Genomic DNA, 15,834 nt, shown 5'->3' on the forward strand with positions numbered 1-15,834 from the left:
TTCATAGAACGGCCGGAGGCCTGGGCCGAGGTCGGAATGTCCTGCCCCCGCGGCTAAATAAACACCGCCAAGTACCCGGCGCAACGGTCTGGCTCGGAACGATGACGTCTTGCACCGCAACATCGGTTTCTTCAAGGTAGGGCAACAACGGACATAGATGTCGTTACTCGCCGATCCGACCGGAAGGTTAACAGCACGATGCCACTCATGACTCGACGATTGGGCGCCAGGAACCTGGCGCGCCCGGCACGGCGTCTCGGAGACCTGACTGCGATGTTTGCCCTGATTGCCAGGCCGCTCGTCTTTGCGATCGCCCTTTTGTTGGCTGGTCAGGCGCAGGCGCAGGCGCCCGCGACCGTCCCGCCTGAAAGGGTCAAACAGCTGCTCGAGCTTCTCGACGATCCGTCAGTGAAGGCCTGGGTGGCCGAACAGCGAAATCAGGACGCCGGATCAACGGGAGCGCCCGCCGAGAGAGGGGCTTCGCCGACCGACGCATCGTCCGGCGCCGTGGCCGCACCAGGCCAGATGAATACGATGGCATCCTCGACGCTCGATGGGATCAGGCATCATATCGAAAGAATCGTGCGAACTTTGCCCTTGCTGCCAGGCCAGTTCGCGCGCGTTCGGGCAGAGACGATGGAGGATATGTCCAGCAAGGGGCCTGCCGGCGTATTTGTGCTGATTGCAATGTTCATAGCTGCCGGCCTGGCACTCACTTGGGCAACATTCAAGCTCACCCGTCCATTTCGTCTTTGGATTATCGCGCAACTGAAGGATACGCCTGTTGGGCGAGCCAAGAAGATTGGTGGCCGCCTGCTTTATTCCAGCATGCTGATAGTCTCTTTCGCACTGGGCAGCGCCGGCGCGTTCATGTTGTTCGACTGGCCGATGCTTATCCGCGAGATTGTACTGACATTTCTGATGGCGGCAGTCGTTACATGGGGTGTGCGCATGTACGTCATGGCCATGCTCGTCCCTTCCTTCATGAACGTCGAGAACGCCGTCGAGGTTCGTGCTTTGCCGATCACCAACGAAGCGGCTGACCATTGGTCCTACTGGCTACCCCGGATCGTCGGCGTCTTCGCCTTCTTCGGCGCCGCGTTTATCCTCTTGCCAGGTCTCGGCATCGATCAGGACGGAATGATGGTCCTGTCACTGGGCGCCGATTTCGTGCTGCTGTTGCTCCTGCTGCTCGCCATTTGGCGTCGGCCAAGAACGCAGCGAGACGGTGCGCGCCACATCGGTCACACGGAAGCGACATGGCTATTGACTGCTTATTTCGTCGTCCTGTTCCTGCAGCGTATCGCTGGCCTTTATACATACTTCTGGTTCACCTTCGCCGCATTCTTCCTGCCTTTGGCAATCGTGGTGACGCAGCGCGGGGTTAATTTCGTTCTGCGGCCAGGTTCGGAAGATGTCGGCCGGCCCACGATCCCGGCGGTGACGATCGCTGTCATCGATCGCGGAATCCGAATGATTTTCATCCTGGCGGCGGCTTACCTTCTCGCACGTGTCTGGGGTCTGGACATGCAATCCATGCGGGACAGCGATACGACGACGACGTTCATATTGCGCGGCTTGATCAATGTCGTGGTCATTGCCCTCGCCGCCGACTTCGGCTGGTCGATCATCAAAGCTTTGATCGAACGAAAGCTGGGCATAGAAACACCGCACCCTGTGATCAGCGACGAGGACGTCCCGATCCTCGATCCGCAGCAGGCACGGCTGCACACGCTCTTGCCGATCCTCCAGAATATTCTGCTCGCATCGATCATCGTGATGGCGGTGCTTATGATGCTCGCCTCGCTGGGTATCCAGATCGGCCCATTGATCGCCGGCGCTGGCGTCGTCGGCGTCGCCGTGGGCTTTGGGGCACAAACCATTGTCAAGGACGTCATTTCAGGCGTGTTTTTTCTGCTCGATGATGCGTTCCGTGTTGGCGAATACATTTCATCGGGCAATTACAAGGGTACTGTGGAAAGCTTTTCGCTGCGCTCGGTGAAGCTGCGCCACCATCGTGGTCCGCTGTTCACGATACCTTTCGGTGAACTCGGGGCAGTCCAGAACCAGAGCCGTGACTGGGTTATCGACAAATTCAACATCACCGTTGGTTATGACACCGATATCGACTTCGCTCGCAAGCTGATCAAGCGGATCGGCCTCGAACTGGCGGAAGATCCCGAGTTCAAACACTGGGTGCTCGACCCGATCAAGATGCAGGGCGTACAGGAGTTCGGCGAATACGGCATCGTATTGAGGGTCAAGGCCACAACCAAGCCGGGAGGCGCCTTCGGTATGAAACGCAAATTCTATGTACGCCTCCGCCAGGTCTTCAAGGAGCAGGGCATCGAACTCCCATTTCCGACCGTCCAGGTCCAGGGGCTACAGAACCAACATGGGGCAGAGAATGCACCGTTGGAGATCACGCCCGAGTTGAAAATGGCCGTCGCGCAGTCGCACACTATTCGGCGCAGAAAAAAAGCTAGCACAACGGAATAGAAAAGCTGCGACACCTGCTGGTCACAGCGCGGCTTTCCGCGCATCGCCATGGCAGGGACACTCTTTTCGCCACGTAAGCAAAAGGCGCCCCGAAAGGCGCCTCTTAATCGCTTGATTCCCCTCAAGGAAACTGGAGCGGGTGAAGCGATTCGAACGCTCGACCCCAACCTTGGCAAGGTTGTGCTCTACCCCTGAGCTACACCCGCTCGCGCGGCTTTTGGGCCGCAAGCCGCGCCTATATGGCTGAAGAGCGCGGCGATTGCAACAGGGAATTCGCAGGCTTTTTGCTTCGCCGGCAATGCGGAGAAGCGCTCCTCGGGACGTCGCAAGGCAATCACCCCCGCGTTGCGCGACGGGCTTGTCTTGGCCGCATCATTGGCCGTAAACGGCGTTAGCCGAACAAGCCGTTGAAAGCGGGCCATCAGAAGAAAGACCGATGCCGAAGACCGAAGCCGAACTTTTCGCCTTTCTTGCCGGACTCGGGATCGAGGTATCGACGCGGCGGCATCCGCCGCTGTTCACGGTCGCCGATTCGCAGGCGCTGCGCGGCGAGATTGCCGGCGGCCACACCAAGAACCTGTTCCTCAAGGACAAGAAGGACAATTTCTTCCTGGTCAGCGTCGACGAGGAGGCGGTGGTCGATCTCAAGCAGATCCACCATCTGATCGGCGCTGCGGGGCGCGTGTCTTTCGGCCGGCCGGAGATGCTGATGGAGCTTCTCGGCGTCGTCCCGGGCGCGGTCACGGTGTTCGGGCTGATCAACGACACCGAGCGAAGGGTCAAGGTCGTGTTGGACGAGGAGCTGATGAGCCATGCGGTGGTCAATGCCCACCCGCTGACCAACGAAGCGACGACTTCCATCGCTGCCGCGGACCTGGTCAAATTCGTCGAGGCAACCGGACATGATGCTGTTATCTTGAAAGTCTCGGCATGATCGCCACATGGGTGACTGAAACCGGGTTCTAAAGAAGGATGTTGCGCCCGTCCCTTGGCCGGCGGCGCGACCGAAAGGCGACGAGATGAGTGATAGCAACCCCTTTGGCGGCCCATTTGGCAGCAATGGCGGCCGGTATGCCACCACCGTGCAATATGGCGGCACCGATGCCGCGCGTGAGAAGGTCGCGCTTGCGGAGGCGCCGGCCGACATCATCAAGGACACAACGACCGCTGGATTTGCCGCTGACGTGATCCAGGAATCGCGTCACCAGCCGGTGCTGGTCGATTTCTGGGCGCCGTGGTGCGGCCCTTGCAAGCAATTGACGCCGCTGCTGGAGAAGGCGGTGAAAGCCGCCGGTGGCAAGGTCAAGCTGGTCAAGATGAATATCGACGACCATCCATCGATCGCCGGCCAGCTTGGCATCCAGTCGATACCGGCGGTCATTGCCTTCAAGGACGGCCAGCCGGTCGACGGCTTCATGGGCGCCATTCCCGAGAGTCAGATCACGCAATTCATCCAAAAGGTCGGCGGCAAGAACGGCGGTGCGCCGCAAGTTGCCGAGGCGCTTGCCGCGGCCGCCGAAGCGCGCGACGCCGGGGACGTGCAGACGGCGGCCGACATTTACGATGCCATCCTGGAACAGGCGCCGGAGACAATCGAGGCGATCGCTGGCTTGGGCGATCTGCTGTTCGAGGCCGGCGATGCCGAAGGTGCCGAGGCGGTGCTGGCGCGGGCGCCGGAAGCAAAGAAGGATGCGCCCCAGCTCGCCGCGCTGCGGGCCAAGATGGCGCTCGCCGCGCAAGCAGCAGTGCTCGGCAATCCGGCGGAACTGGAACGGCGGCTGGCCGAAAATCCCGGGGATCACCAGGCACGGTTCGAGCTTGCCATGATCCAGAACGCCAAGGGTGATCGCATGGCGGCGGCCGACAATCTGCTGGCGATCATCAAGGCCGACCGCTCGTGGAACGACGACGGCGCCAGAACCCAGTTGCTGCAGCTCTTCGAGGCATGGGGCATGACCGACGAAGCAACGCTGTCGGCACGGCGCAAACTGTCGTCGCTGCTGTTTTCCTGAGCCGGCGCAGACTGTTTTGTCGCGCGGGCTTGCGGTAGGCCGCGGCTGCGCCAGATTAGGTTTTCGGACGGCGTTCGATTTCAGGTTTCCGGTGTTGCGCCTTGTGCCGGCCGGGAGGAGACGGATTTTGTGCGCTTCCTGACAAAGCGATCGGAGGATTGAGGTGCAGGCGGGAAACGCGCATTACCGGCTCGCTGCGGACTTACCGTCGACCATGCCGATCTTTCCGCTTGAGGGCGCATTGCTGCTCCCGGGAGGCCGCATGCCGCTCAACATCTTCGAGCCGCGCTATCTGCAGATGGTCGACGAGGCGATCGCCGGGCCGCGGCTGATCGGCATGATCCAGCCCAGCCTTAACGGTGCGCTGCGTCCCGACGGCGAGCCGGAGCTCTGCAATGTCGGCTGCGCCGGGCGCATCATTGCGCTGTCCGAGAGCGGCGACGGCCGTTACCTGATTTCGCTGCAGGGCGTGTGCCGGTTCCGTATTGTCCAGGAGCTCACGGTCAAAACACCGTTCCGGCAGTGCCGGTTGGCACCCTTTCTCGCCGATCTCGACGAGGAGCAGGCAGACGCCGAGATCGACCGGCCGGCGCTGCTCAAAGCGTTTCGCGCCTATCTGCAGGCTAACGATCTGGAGGCCGACTGGGAAAGCGTCAGCCGCGCCGAAAACGCCATGCTGGTCAACGCACTGTCGATGATGGCGCCCTACGGGCCGGCCGAGAAACAGGCGCTGCTCGAAGCGGCCGATCTGAAGACACGCGCCGAGACCCTGATCGCCATCACCGAAATGGCGCTGGCGCGCGACAATGAGGATTTCGGTTCGAGTTTGCAGTAGGTTCTTGCCTTCTCCCACAAGGGGGAGAAGGGGAAGTCCGCGCTCGAAACCTTAACCGATTGCCTTGTGGAAAGGATGGATCGAATGGCGGATGGACGTGACGGGAACAGGACCGTCGACCCCAAGCTGCTGGAACTCTTGGCCTGCCCGCTGACCAAGGGGCCGCTCGCCTGGGATCCGGAGCGCGGCGAGCTTATCTCGCGGGTGGCAAAGCTTGCCTATCCGGTGCGGGACGGCATTCCGATCATGCTGCCATCGGAAGCGCGTGTCATCACCATAGATGATGCCATGCCACCGCCGCCGCGCCTGGGTGGAACGCCCTGAGTGCTGCGGTTCAGAGCCGCTCCGTCGCGATCTTTCGCGCCTCTATTGAAAATTGCGCCCTTTGGGCATGACCTTCTCCGCCTTTCCCAATAGTTCCGTTTGCGCGATGGTGTCAGGCTGAGCCTCGTCTGCACTGCTCGACAGTCTGTCCGCGGGCCCTGCCTGTTCAAGCAGCACCGACAGCCACGGCGTCAGATCCTCGACCTTCTCGGCGACGATATGGATGACGTCAGATTCCGATTGCAGCTTGCCGGTGACGCGGATGAGACGCGCGCCCATGACGATGGGGCGGAAGCGGTCAAAAGTCCTTTCCCAGAAAATGATGTTGGCGACCGCATTCTCGTCTTCCAGCGTCAGGAAAATCGCCTTGCCATTGCCCGGCCGCTGCCGCACCAGCACGAGGCCGGCGACCGAAACGCGCCGGCCGTCCCGCACCTGGCCGAGCCGCACATTGGGCGTGACGCCGGAACGATCCAGCCTTTGACGCAGGAAGGCGACCGGGTGCGCCTTCAGCGACAGGCCAAGCGAGCGGTAGTCGTGGACGACGTGCTCGCCGAGCGGCATTGTCGGGAGCCTGGTTGCAGGCTCCAGATCGCGCAAGCGGATCGCCGGCTGGTCGAACAGCGGCAGCTTTTCGGCGGCACTCTTGCCGTCGAGCGCGCGGACCGCCCATAGAGCGTCGCGACGGTTCAATCCAAGCGACCGGAAAGCGTCGGCCTGCGCCAGTTTTTCGATCTCGTCGACGTTGAGGCCCGAGCGCAGCCAGACGTCGCGTATGGATGCATAGCCGGCGCCGCGCCTCGACACAAACGCTTCCATGCGCTCCTTCGACAGGCCCTTGACCTGGCGAAAGCCGAGCCGGACGGCATGGCTGGTCCGGATGACGCCGCGCATCTGGGCATGGCGGTCAAGGATACGATCCGGATCGAAAGGCGATTTCTCCAAGGCGCAATCCCAGCCGGAAAAATTGACGTCGACCTCGCGGATCTCGACGCCGTGGTCATGCGCGTCGCGGACAAGCTGGGCCGGCTGGTAAAACCCCATCGGCTGGGAATTCAGGATCGCGGCGCAGAACACGTCGGGATAGAAGGTCTTGAACCAGCAGGAGGCATAGACCAGCAGGGCGAAGGAGGCGGCGTGGCTCTCGGGAAAGCCGTATTCGCCAAAACCCTCGATCTGCTTGAAGCAGCGCTCGGCGAAGTCTTTTTCGTAGCCCTTGGCGACCATGCCGTCGACCATTCTCTTGCGGTAATTGCCGATCGTGCCGGTGCGCTTGAATGTCGCCATGGCGCGGCGCAGTTCATCGGCCTCGCCCGGCCTGAAGCCGCCAGCAACGATGGCGATCTTCATCGCCTGCTCCTGGAACAGCGGCACACCCAGCGTCCTGCCGAGTATTTTTTCCAGTTCCGGCTTGGGATATTCGGGTTTTTCCTTGCCTTGCCGGCGGCGCAGATAAGGGTGGACCATGTCGCCCTGGATCGGGCCGGGCCGCACGATCGCCACCTCGATGACGAGGTCGTAAAAGCTTTTCGGCCGCAGCCGCGGCAGCATCGACATCTGCGCGCGCGATTCGATCTGGAAGACGCCGATCGTGTCGGCACGGCAGATCATGTCGTAGACATGCTTGTCCTCGGCAGGCAGAGTGGCCAGCACATAGGGCAGGCCGTACTCGTCCCGCGCCTGCGGATAATGATCCTGGAGCAGGGTGAAGGCGCGCTGCAGGCAGGTCAGCATGCCGAGCGCCAGCACGTCCACTTTAAGGATTTTCACCGCGTCGAGATCGTCCTTGTCCCACTCGACCATCTTGCGCTCGTCCATCGCCGTCTTGACGATGGGCACGATCTCGTCGAGCCGGTCCCGGGTGATGACGAAACCGCCGACATGCTGCGACAAATGACGGGGAAAGCCCATGATCTCGTTGGCGCATTCGATCACATGCCTTGTCGATGGATCGGTCCGATCGAGGCCGCCGGCCTTTGTCTCCTTTTCGCCGAGCTCCGAGGTCGACCAGCCCCAGATCGAACTGGACAGCGCGCCCCGGACGTCGTCCGACAGGCCCATCGCCTTGGCCACTTCGCGCATCGCCGAGCGGCCCCGGTAGCTGACGACGGCGGCGGCCAGCGCGGTGCGCTTGGTGCTGTATTTGGAATAGATGTACTGGATGACCTCCTCTCGCTTTTCATGCTCGAAATCGACGTCGATGTCGGGCGGCTCGTTTCTTTCCTCGGAAATGAAGCGCTCGAAAAGCGTTTCGATCTTGTCCGGGCCGACTTCGGTGATGCCAATGCAGAAGCAGACGATCGAGTTGGCGGCAGAGCCGCGCCCCTGGCAGAGAATGTTCTGGCTGCGGGCGAATTTGACGATGTCGTGGACAGTCAGGAAATAGCGCGCGTAGTTCAGGCGCTCGATCAGAGCGAGCTCCTCCTCGATGCGCTGCGTCACAAAAGCGGGCACGCCCGAGGGGTAGCGGATGGCGGCTCCCTCCTTGGCCAGCCTTTCCAGTTCGGCCTGAGGCCCAAGACCCGATTCCGTCGGCTCGTCGGGATAGTTGTATTGCAGGTCACTGAGCGAGAAGGTCAGCTCGCCGGCAAAACGCAGCGTTTCCGCCAGCGCTTGCGGATGCCTGCGGAAAAGCCGTGCCATCTCCAGCGGCGGCTTTAAGTGACGCTCGGCATTGGCCGCCAGCTCCAGCCCCACCTCAGCGACGGGCACATTGAGGCGGATCGCCGTCAGCACGTCCTGCAGCGGGCGCCGTTCCGACGTATGGTAGAGAACATCGTTGGTCGCCATCAACGGGATGCCGGCCAGATCCGCCATCGCTGCCGCCTGCTCGATACGGAAGCGGTCGTTGCCGCGGTAATCCGGCGAAACCGCAAGCCGCAGGTTTTCACCGAAACGATCCTTGAGCCGGCTAAGGAGTGCGAGGCTGGTTTCCGCGTCCGCCGACACATCCGGCAGTATGGCGAGCGACAGGAGATCGCCCCATTCGAGAAGATCGCTCTGTTTGAGGAGCGTCGCCCCTTTTTCGTTCTCGTCACGCAGATTGGCCTGTGTCAGCATGCGGCAGAGATGCCCCCAGCCCTTGCGGTCCTGCGGGTAGGCGAGGATGTCCGGCGTGCCGTCGCAAAAAACCAGGCGGCAGCCGGGATGATAGGAAACACCCTCCACCTTGGCCTGCTGCCAGGCGCGCACCACGCCCGCCACCGTGTTGCGGTCGGCGAGACCGATCGCCGAAAACCCCAGGAATTTTGCCGCGACCACCAACTCCTCCGGTTTCGAGGCACCGCGCAGAAACGAGAAGTTCGACTGGATGCCGAATTCGGCATAGGGGTTGGCCGTCAGCGCATTCATGCGAAGATCCCATGCATGAACCAGCGCGGCGAGGGCTGCGAGGCGCCGTAAAGGCCCTGGCGATAGAGCCAGTAACGGCGGCCGTCGGCATCCTCGATGCGGAAATAATCCCGGGTCGGGGCATCTTCTCGTCCCGCCGCCCCTCGCCACCATTCCGGCGCGATGCGCTCCGGCCCTTCGGCGCGCGCGACCCGGTAGAGCGCGCGCCGCCAGCGGAAGTTCAAAGGCGGGCCTTCCGGCATTTCGGTGGCCGGCACCTCGATCGGCTCGGGCGAACGGAAAAGCCGGATCGGCCGTTCCGGCTGGAAGACGGTCGTGGGAGCGTCCTTCGCCTTGTCCGGCTGCTTCGGCGGCGAGCTTCTCTGCGGCGCCTCCGTGAAGGGAAGGGTGGCGACGGCGCGCTCCGGCAAATGGCTCTCGACGGCGACCGGCTTCAAGACCGCGCCTTCGCCGAGCCGGGCGCGAATGCGGTCGGCAAAAAGCGCGATATCGGCACCGTCGTCGCTCGTCTCGCCGGCAAGGTCGGCCTGCTGCATGTCGAAGGCGGCGGCGGTCAGCACCGAAAGGCGCACGAGATCGAAGCCATAGCCGGCGTCGATATCCTGTTTGAGCGCGGCAAGCCTTTCGTGGAACAATTTCTGGATCAGCCGCGGCTCGCGCAGAGGCCGCGAGGTGCCGACGGCGATGCGGCTGACGCCGCCATCGACGCGGAAAAGCAGCAGCGCCAGCCGCCTTGCGCCTTCGCCGCGACGCTCGAGGTCGCTCTTCAAGGTGGTCGCCAGCATGCCGGTCAGCCGCTCGATGTCCTCGGTCAGCATGATCGGCTCGGCAAGGTGACGCTCGACCGAAAGCGGTGCCACCGGCAGGCGCGGCGACACGGCCTCCTCGAGGCGGCCAAGCGCCTGGTCGAGGCGCAAGAGCAGCGATGCGCCGAAGCGGCGGGCCAGCGGCGCGCGCGGTGCCGCCATGACGGCGCCCGCCGTGCGCAGGCCGACGCTTTCGAGGCTGGCGCGTACCTCCGGGTCGATGCGCAGCGCCGCCAGCGGCAAGGGCGCGAGAAGCGCTTCCTCCTCACCATCGGGCACGATGCGGTCGCCAGCAAACCGCGCCGCCGCCCAGGCAGTACCAGGCGTGGCGGCAAGCCCGGCGCGGACATCGAAGCCCTGATGGAAAAAACGCGACAGGATATCGTCCAGCATCGAGCGTTCGCCGCCGAAAAGATGGGTGCAGCCGGTGACGTCGAGATAGAGGCCGTCGGTCCCGTCAAGCGCCACCAGCGGGGTATAGCGGTCGCACCAGTCGGCGAGGCCTTCGAGCAGGCGCCGGTCGGCCTCCGGATCGGCCTCCACGATGTCGATCGAGGGATGCATGGCGCGTGCGTCGGCTATGCCCATGCCGCGCTTCAGATTAAGCGCCTCGGCCCGCTCGTCGAGGGCGGCGATGCGCTGGGCGTTCCGGTCGCGGTGACTGATCACCAGCGGCAGGTGATCCGACGGCCGGGAACGCCAGGACCGCCCCAGACGCGGCCGCAGGATCCTCTCGGCGGCGAGATGCGGAAACCACAGGGATAGGATTCTTTGGCCGTTCTGGGGTCCATTCCTGAGACCTTCCTTGCTCGCCCCGTCTTTCTTCGAATATGCGTTCATCGGGGTTCCACTCCAGTGTGAATTTTCCGGGCAAGGCCGTGCGGCTCTTGCCGATGGCGACGGTGAAGGCGGGTCGGCCGATCGAGCCGGCGAGCGGCCCGGCAAGCGTCTTACGCGTTGCCGCCGGTGCCGCCGACAGGATGAGGCGGACGGGCGCTGCCGTCGGTTCGGGCTCGCCGGCCTGGCGCAGCAGGAACAGCGGCCGGCCCGCACTCTGCGCGCGGGCGTGCAGCCGCCGCGTCGCGGTGAGGTCAAGCCGCTGCGGGCTGCCGCGGATTTCGAGGATGACGGCGGCCAGCGCCGTCATCCGGGCAGCCTCCTCGGCGATCCACAGCGCATCGAGCAGCCCTGGCGCCTCGGAAAACAGCAATTGCTCCGGCTCGATGCCGAAGAAGGCGTGAAGCCCCCTGGCATAGGGAAAGCCGGCCTCGCGGAAAACCTCGGATGTGCCGATCCACAGCACCGGCAATCGCGGCCCCTGGCTGAGGATCAGGCTGACGAGCGACAAGGCAAAACCGGCAACGGCCCCGGCATCGCGGGTCGCGGCGCCATGAAACTCGCTCACCGCCGCCTTCGGCAGGCCGCCGCTCAGCGCAGCATCGAGGCGCTCGGCGCCGGTGCGCAAAAACGCATCGGGCGGCGCCACGGCGAGGCCGCGCCGGACAATGGTCAGATTCCGAGCGGGTGTCGGATGCCGAGAGGGTGTCAGACTCTGACGAGGGACATCCGCGTCAAACGACGAACTGGCCGGCGCCTCCAGGCGCTCGGGCAAGGTCCCTTCGATCTTCGCGATCTGGCGGCGCAGGGCAAAAACAGTCTCCCGCGCCACGGCGCTTGTCGCCATGACGGTCAGCTTCCACTCACAATTGTTCCTGTTATGTTCTTATAGATTCCAGAGGGAGGATGAAGAGTCAAGCGGAGTCATGGGGAATTTATTCCTGCCCGATTTTAGCGGGCCGTTCACGAAACAGGAACTTCCCGTGAGTTATCGACCCGGCCGCTTCCGGGCCATCCCTAAAACCAGCCAGACGATCATGACGCCTATGATGGCGCCGACAAGCATCCGAAGCAGGCTGACCAACTCGGAATTCCTGCCGAGATAACTGGTCAAGACCACCAGCACCAAAAGAAGCAGTGCGCCAAACCCTCCACAAATTGCTGCGCTTCTGACGAATTGGTTGCTGAATGGCATTTGAACACTCGACTCTGACAGAACGATGGAGGCGACGTCCATCATCCCGCAAAGGCCATCCCTAGACCAGAGCGGATGACAGATTGCGCCCTTGAATCTGCGGCGTCATTTGCCGAGTCCGACCCGAAAGCCTATATGCCGGGATCAAAGGGATAACGCATGGCTCGCATCTACCAAACCCGCATCTGGCACGACCAGCTTTCGCCGTCGATGGAGGAAATCGAGCTCCTGGCGCTGGAGGCCTATGCCCATCTGCCGGAGGAGTTTCGCAAGCTGACCGGCGAGATCGTCATCCAGATCGCCGAATTCCCGACCGACGAGATCATGGACGACCTGTCGCTGGAAACGCCCTTCGACCTGCTCGGCCTGTTCGAGGGGCGCGGCATCGCCGAGCGCTGGAACCCGCAGACCGGCGAGGGGCCGAACCGCATCACGCTCTATCGCCGCGCCATCCTCGACTATTGGGCCGAGAACGAGGAAACGCTGGGCGACATCGTCACCCATGTGCTGATCCACGAGATCGGCCACCATTTCGGCCTGTCGGACGACGATATGGAGCGGATCGAGGAAGCGGCTGAATAGCACTCAGATGACAGAAGCAGAATTTGCCGATCTGATCGATTGCAATTGGCCGTATCACGACATTTCACTGAGCCGGGAACTGATCGAATCCGCAGTGAGGATTTCGCCGAATGCCGCGTTCTTAGCACTTAGCGAGCTTTGCCATCTGCCCGCAAGTGCTGCCGTCGAGCCCGCCATTCTCCTAGCTCTGGTCGACTTTTGGCTATCCGAAGTCGACCACCCGGTGGCATCTCTGACTGCAGAATGCGCGATCTCCTTGGTCGAACGCAAGCGACTGCCGGTTCCCGAGATACTTACGAAGATGGGTTACGTCTCCGGTTATCCCGGCCTGCTTGCAGCGCTATCGATACTCTATTTCAGCTGCGATGACGTCGACGGGCTCGCAGACGCGCGGCTCAACGAAATCAGAGCCGTCTGGGAAAGGCTGCCGTAGCTGGTAGCACCCTACCAATCGCTGAGCTTGGTGTCGGGGCCGTATTCCTGGCCCTCGATATCCTTCACCACCGCCTGGCCGCAGCGCATGGTCTTGGCCTCCTTGTCATAGGCATAGGTCGGCGAGCCGAACAGGTGCCAGCCCTTGTTCAACGCCGCCGTCACCTTGTGGCAGAAGCTGGCATCGTCCGGGCCGGACAGAAAGCGGTAGAGTTTCATTCTTCAATCCTGTCGTCGGTTACGTTAGTCATGCGCGAACAGCGGCGGCCTTCGCCAGCAGTTTTTCGGCCTGCGCCAGATGCAGCCGCTCGACCATCTTGCCGTTCAGCGCAACTACCGCCCTACCGGTATTTTCGGCGAGCGCGAAGGCATCCTTGACCGCGCGCGCCTCGGCTATTGCTTCGGGCGACGGTGCAAAGGCGCGGTTCGCGGCTTCGATCTGAGCCGGATGGATCAGCGACTTGCCGTCAAAACCCATGGCGGCCGCTTCCGTGCACTCGCGCGCAAACCCGTCCATATCGCGAAAATCATTGAAGACGCCATCGAGCAGGTCGAGGCCGCCGGCACGCGCCGCGAGCACCATTTGCATCAGCCATGGAACGAGATAACGCCGATCGGGCGTGGCGAGAATTCCGGTGTCCTTGACCAGGTCATTCGTTCCGGCAGCGAAACAAGCCAGTCGAGAGGCCGGATCGCGGCCGAGCTCGGCAATCGGCCCAATGTTGAGCAGCGCCTTAGGCGTCTCGATCATCGCCCATAGCTTGACTTCGTCGGCGATAAAATTGTCGTCGAGCACGTCGCCGGCCTCGAGAATGTCGCGCGGCGTGTCGACCTTGGGCAGCAGGATGGCGTCGGGCGTGCATTTTGCCGCGGCCAGCAGGTCGGCGCCGCCCCATTCGCTCGACAGCGCATTGATGCGCACCACCATCTCGCAGCGCCGGTTGGAACGGCCGGCGAAAATCGCCGCCAGTTTTTCGCGCGCGGAAGGCTTGTCGGCCGGGGCGACGGCGTCCTCGAGATCGATGACGACGGTATCGCAGGCCAGCGATTGGATCTTGGCCAGCGCCTTGTCGTTCGAAGCCGGGACGTAAAGCACCGAGCGGCGCGGGCGGTAGCTTTCGGTGGTCATCTCCGATCTATGCCGTCTGCAGCCGGCCGAGGCAAGCCGTGCATAAAAACTGCACGCAATTTCGGAAAATCTCCTCGTCTCCGCCCCGCTTGCCACCCGACCGGATGCGACAAGCGCGGCATGCAAGAGCAAACGAACTCCCGCTGGTCCCTGCCGTACCGGCTTCGCCGCGAAAGCTGGTGGCTCGTCGATCCGCCCCGGACTTCGGTAAACCTCCTTCCTTTCGTCCGGAAATCCCCGCCCACCGGCCGCATCAAAGCCGCCGAGAAAGCCCGATCATGATAGTATTCCTCCCGGCGGCGCCGAGCTATTGCAACCGCTTCGGCGTTGCCGTCCTGCTCGTCGCGCTGGCCGATTTTTTCTTCTATGGCCAACCGGCGGGCATCACGCTTTTCCTGTTCGGCGTTGCGATTGCCGCGGCGAGCATGGCTCTCCATCCTCTCGGCTCCTTCAACGATGGCAAATTCTGGTTCAAGCCGGTTGCGCTGCTCATGGCGCTGCTGCCGCTTGTGGAAAATGTCAGCGCACTGTCCGTCTCGATCGCGCTGGCGGGGCTGGCCATCTTCGCGCTTTCACTGGCCGGACGGTTGCGGCGCGGCCTTGCCCGTATTGCCGGCCAACTCTCGCTGTTCCTGGTTGCAACGCCATTTCGGCTCGTTCTTGATTTCTTCCGCTGGCGCACGGCGGCGCGGCGGCTTGGCCGGCGGCGCGTGCGCCTTGCGGCGATCGCCGTCTGGGTCATGCCGCTGGGCCTCGGCGCAGTGTTCCTCGCGCTGTTCGGCGCCGCCAATCCGGTCATCGAATACTGGTTTTCGCTGATTGATCTCTTCGCCCTGCTCAACCTCATGCAGTTGCCGCGTCTTGCCTTCTGGCTGTTCGCGCTCGCCGGCGTATGGGCCTTTCTGCGGCCGCGCCTGCCGCGGCTTCTCCGGCATATTCCCCGGTTGGGAACGCCTGCCAGCACACCGACGAGGCCAGCCATAAGTCCCACGATCGAAGATATCGTCTTCGGCAAGGCCGCTATCCTCCGCGCGCTCGTCGTCTTCAACATCCTGTTCGCGGTGCAGAGCGCACTCGACGCCACCTATCTGTGGGGCGGCATCGCGCTTCCCGACGGGCTGACCTATGCCGCCTACGCGCATCGCGGCGCCTATCCGCTGATCGTCACGGCGCTGCTGGCCGCCGGCTTCGTGCTGGCGGCGCTGCGGCCGGGAAGCGCGACCTCCGGCGATCCGCTCATCCGCCGGCTGGTTTATGCCTGGGTGGCGCAGAACATCCTCCTGGTGATCTCGTCGATCCTGCGGCTCGATCTCTATATCGGTATCTATGCGCTGACCTATTGGCGTGTCGCTGCGTTCGTCTGGATGGGGCTGGTGGCGGCGGGCCTTGTCCTGATCATGGCCCGCATCGCGCGCGAAAAGTCCAACGAATGGCTGCTTGCCGCCAATCTTCTGACGCTATCGGCGACGCTCTATGCCTGCTCGTTCATCAACTTTGCCGCGCTGATCGCCAACTACATGTCGACCATTGCTTCGAAATGACCGGCCAAGGCACCCAGCTCGACGTCTGGTACCTGCGCTCGCTCGGGCCCGGCGCCTTGCCGGCGCTCGATCGCTTCGTCCAGCACCAGAGCAGGACGGTTTCCGCGGAGGATGCCTCCATCCGCGAACTCGCCGGCTGGTATGCACAGGACGAAGCACGCTTCCGCGCCGGCCAGGAAAACTGGCGGGGCTGGAGCTTTCGTGACTGGCGGCTCAACCGCGCCCTCGACAGGCGTGGCCCGTTCGTGGTTCCTCCGATGTCCGAACCCTTCATGCCGGGCCGCTGATTTG

General features: G+C 63.0%; 15 protein-coding genes and 1 tRNA gene. 9 read left to right on the plus strand and 7 right to left on the minus strand.

Annotated features, from left to right (window positions below; all coding sequences use genetic code 11):
* Positions 1-273 precede the first annotated feature (273 nt).
* Complete coding sequence (locus NKJ81_RS23760) at positions 274-2,499, plus strand: mechanosensitive ion channel family protein (protein WP_352541947.1); 2,226 nt, start codon at positions 274-276, stop codon at positions 2,497-2,499.
* Positions 2,500-2,630: 131 nt separating this feature from the next.
* Here the strand turns inward: NKJ81_RS23760 and NKJ81_RS23765 are convergent.
* A tRNA-Gly gene (locus tag NKJ81_RS23765) sits at positions 2,631-2,705 on the minus strand.
* A 230-nt stretch (positions 2,706-2,935) separates the two neighbouring features.
* On the opposite strand from NKJ81_RS23765, the gene NKJ81_RS23770 reads away from it, so the two are divergent.
* From NKJ81_RS23770 to NKJ81_RS23785, 4 genes are all read left to right on the plus strand, one after another.
* Positions 2,936-3,433 (plus strand): prolyl-tRNA synthetase associated domain-containing protein, encoded by a 498-nt coding sequence (locus NKJ81_RS23770; protein ID WP_352458336.1) that lies wholly within the window; start codon positions 2,936-2,938, stop codon positions 3,431-3,433.
* 85 nt (positions 3,434-3,518) lie between these two features.
* Positions 3,519-4,511: a thioredoxin gene (gene trxA / locus NKJ81_RS23775; RefSeq protein ID WP_352541948.1), complete on the plus strand. Its 993-nt coding sequence runs from the start codon at positions 3,519-3,521 to the stop codon at positions 4,509-4,511.
* A 163-nt stretch (positions 4,512-4,674) separates the two neighbouring features.
* On the plus strand, positions 4,675-5,346 hold the full coding sequence (locus NKJ81_RS23780; protein ID WP_352470870.1) for an LON peptidase substrate-binding domain-containing protein: 672 nt from the start codon (positions 4,675-4,677) through the stop codon (positions 5,344-5,346).
* A gap of 84 nt (positions 5,347-5,430) precedes the next feature.
* Positions 5,431-5,670 (plus strand): Trm112 family protein, encoded by a 240-nt coding sequence (locus NKJ81_RS23785; RefSeq protein WP_023675986.1) that lies wholly within the window; start codon positions 5,431-5,433, stop codon positions 5,668-5,670.
* Positions 5,671-5,712: 42 nt separating this feature from the next.
* Here NKJ81_RS23785 and NKJ81_RS23790 read toward each other — a convergent pair whose 3' ends face one another.
* The 4 genes from NKJ81_RS23790 to NKJ81_RS23805 all read right to left on the minus strand — a co-directional run bounded on the left by NKJ81_RS23790 (position 5,713) and on the right by NKJ81_RS23805 (position 11,904).
* Positions 5,713-9,021, minus strand: coding sequence for an error-prone DNA polymerase (locus NKJ81_RS23790; protein WP_352541949.1), 3,309 nt, complete (start codon positions 9,019-9,021; stop codon positions 5,713-5,715).
* Positions 9,018-10,496, minus strand: coding sequence for a DUF6504 family protein (locus tag NKJ81_RS23795; protein WP_352541950.1), 1,479 nt, complete (start codon positions 10,494-10,496; stop codon positions 9,018-9,020). The genes NKJ81_RS23790 and NKJ81_RS23795 overlap by 4 nt, the downstream gene beginning before the upstream one ends.
* On the minus strand, positions 10,429-11,511 hold the full coding sequence (locus tag NKJ81_RS23800; protein ID WP_352541951.1) for an ImuA family protein: 1,083 nt from the start codon (positions 11,509-11,511) through the stop codon (positions 10,429-10,431). The genes NKJ81_RS23795 and NKJ81_RS23800 overlap by 68 nt, the downstream gene beginning before the upstream one ends.
* Before the next feature lie 141 nt (positions 11,512-11,652).
* The gene (locus NKJ81_RS23805; RefSeq protein WP_352541952.1) at positions 11,653-11,904 is read right to left on the minus strand and encodes a hypothetical protein; all 252 of its coding nucleotides are present in this window, start codon (positions 11,902-11,904) and stop codon (positions 11,653-11,655) included.
* A gap of 114 nt (positions 11,905-12,018) precedes the next feature.
* Here NKJ81_RS23805 and NKJ81_RS23810 point away from each other — a divergent pair, with 114 nt between their 5' ends.
* Both NKJ81_RS23810 and NKJ81_RS23815 read left to right on the plus strand, forming a co-directional pair.
* Positions 12,019-12,441 (plus strand): metallopeptidase family protein, encoded by a 423-nt coding sequence (locus NKJ81_RS23810; RefSeq protein WP_352541953.1) that lies wholly within the window; start codon positions 12,019-12,021, stop codon positions 12,439-12,441.
* A gap of 7 nt (positions 12,442-12,448) precedes the next feature.
* Positions 12,449-12,874 carry a hypothetical protein gene (locus NKJ81_RS23815; protein WP_352541954.1) on the plus strand — a complete coding sequence of 142 codons (426 nt, stop codon included), beginning with the start codon at positions 12,449-12,451 and terminating at the stop codon, positions 12,872-12,874.
* A gap of 11 nt (positions 12,875-12,885) precedes the next feature.
* On the opposite strand, the gene NKJ81_RS23820 is transcribed toward NKJ81_RS23815, so the two are convergent.
* Positions 12,886-13,092, minus strand: coding sequence for a DUF1737 domain-containing protein (locus NKJ81_RS23820; protein ID WP_352458330.1), 207 nt, complete (start codon positions 13,090-13,092; stop codon positions 12,886-12,888).
* Positions 13,093-13,120: 28 nt separating this feature from the next.
* Entirely contained in the window at positions 13,121-14,002 is an 882-nt protein-coding gene (locus NKJ81_RS23825; protein WP_352541955.1) for an HpcH/HpaI aldolase/citrate lyase family protein, read from the minus strand.
* Positions 14,003-14,280: 278 nt separating this feature from the next.
* Between NKJ81_RS23825 and NKJ81_RS23830 the strand changes: the two genes are divergently transcribed.
* Together NKJ81_RS23830 and NKJ81_RS23835 are read left to right on the plus strand one after the other, a co-directional pair.
* On the plus strand, positions 14,281-15,543 hold the full coding sequence (locus tag NKJ81_RS23830; RefSeq protein WP_352541956.1) for a DUF4153 domain-containing protein: 1,263 nt from the start codon (positions 14,281-14,283) through the stop codon (positions 15,541-15,543).
* Positions 15,540-15,830 (plus strand): hypothetical protein, encoded by a 291-nt coding sequence (locus tag NKJ81_RS23835; RefSeq protein ID WP_352541957.1) that lies wholly within the window; start codon positions 15,540-15,542, stop codon positions 15,828-15,830. The genes NKJ81_RS23830 and NKJ81_RS23835 overlap by 4 nt, the downstream gene beginning before the upstream one ends.
* Positions 15,831-15,834: the final 4 nt, after the last annotated feature.

Source organism: Mesorhizobium sp. M0018 (assembly GCF_040323955.1).
Classification (GTDB): domain Bacteria; phylum Pseudomonadota; class Alphaproteobacteria; order Rhizobiales; family Rhizobiaceae; genus Mesorhizobium.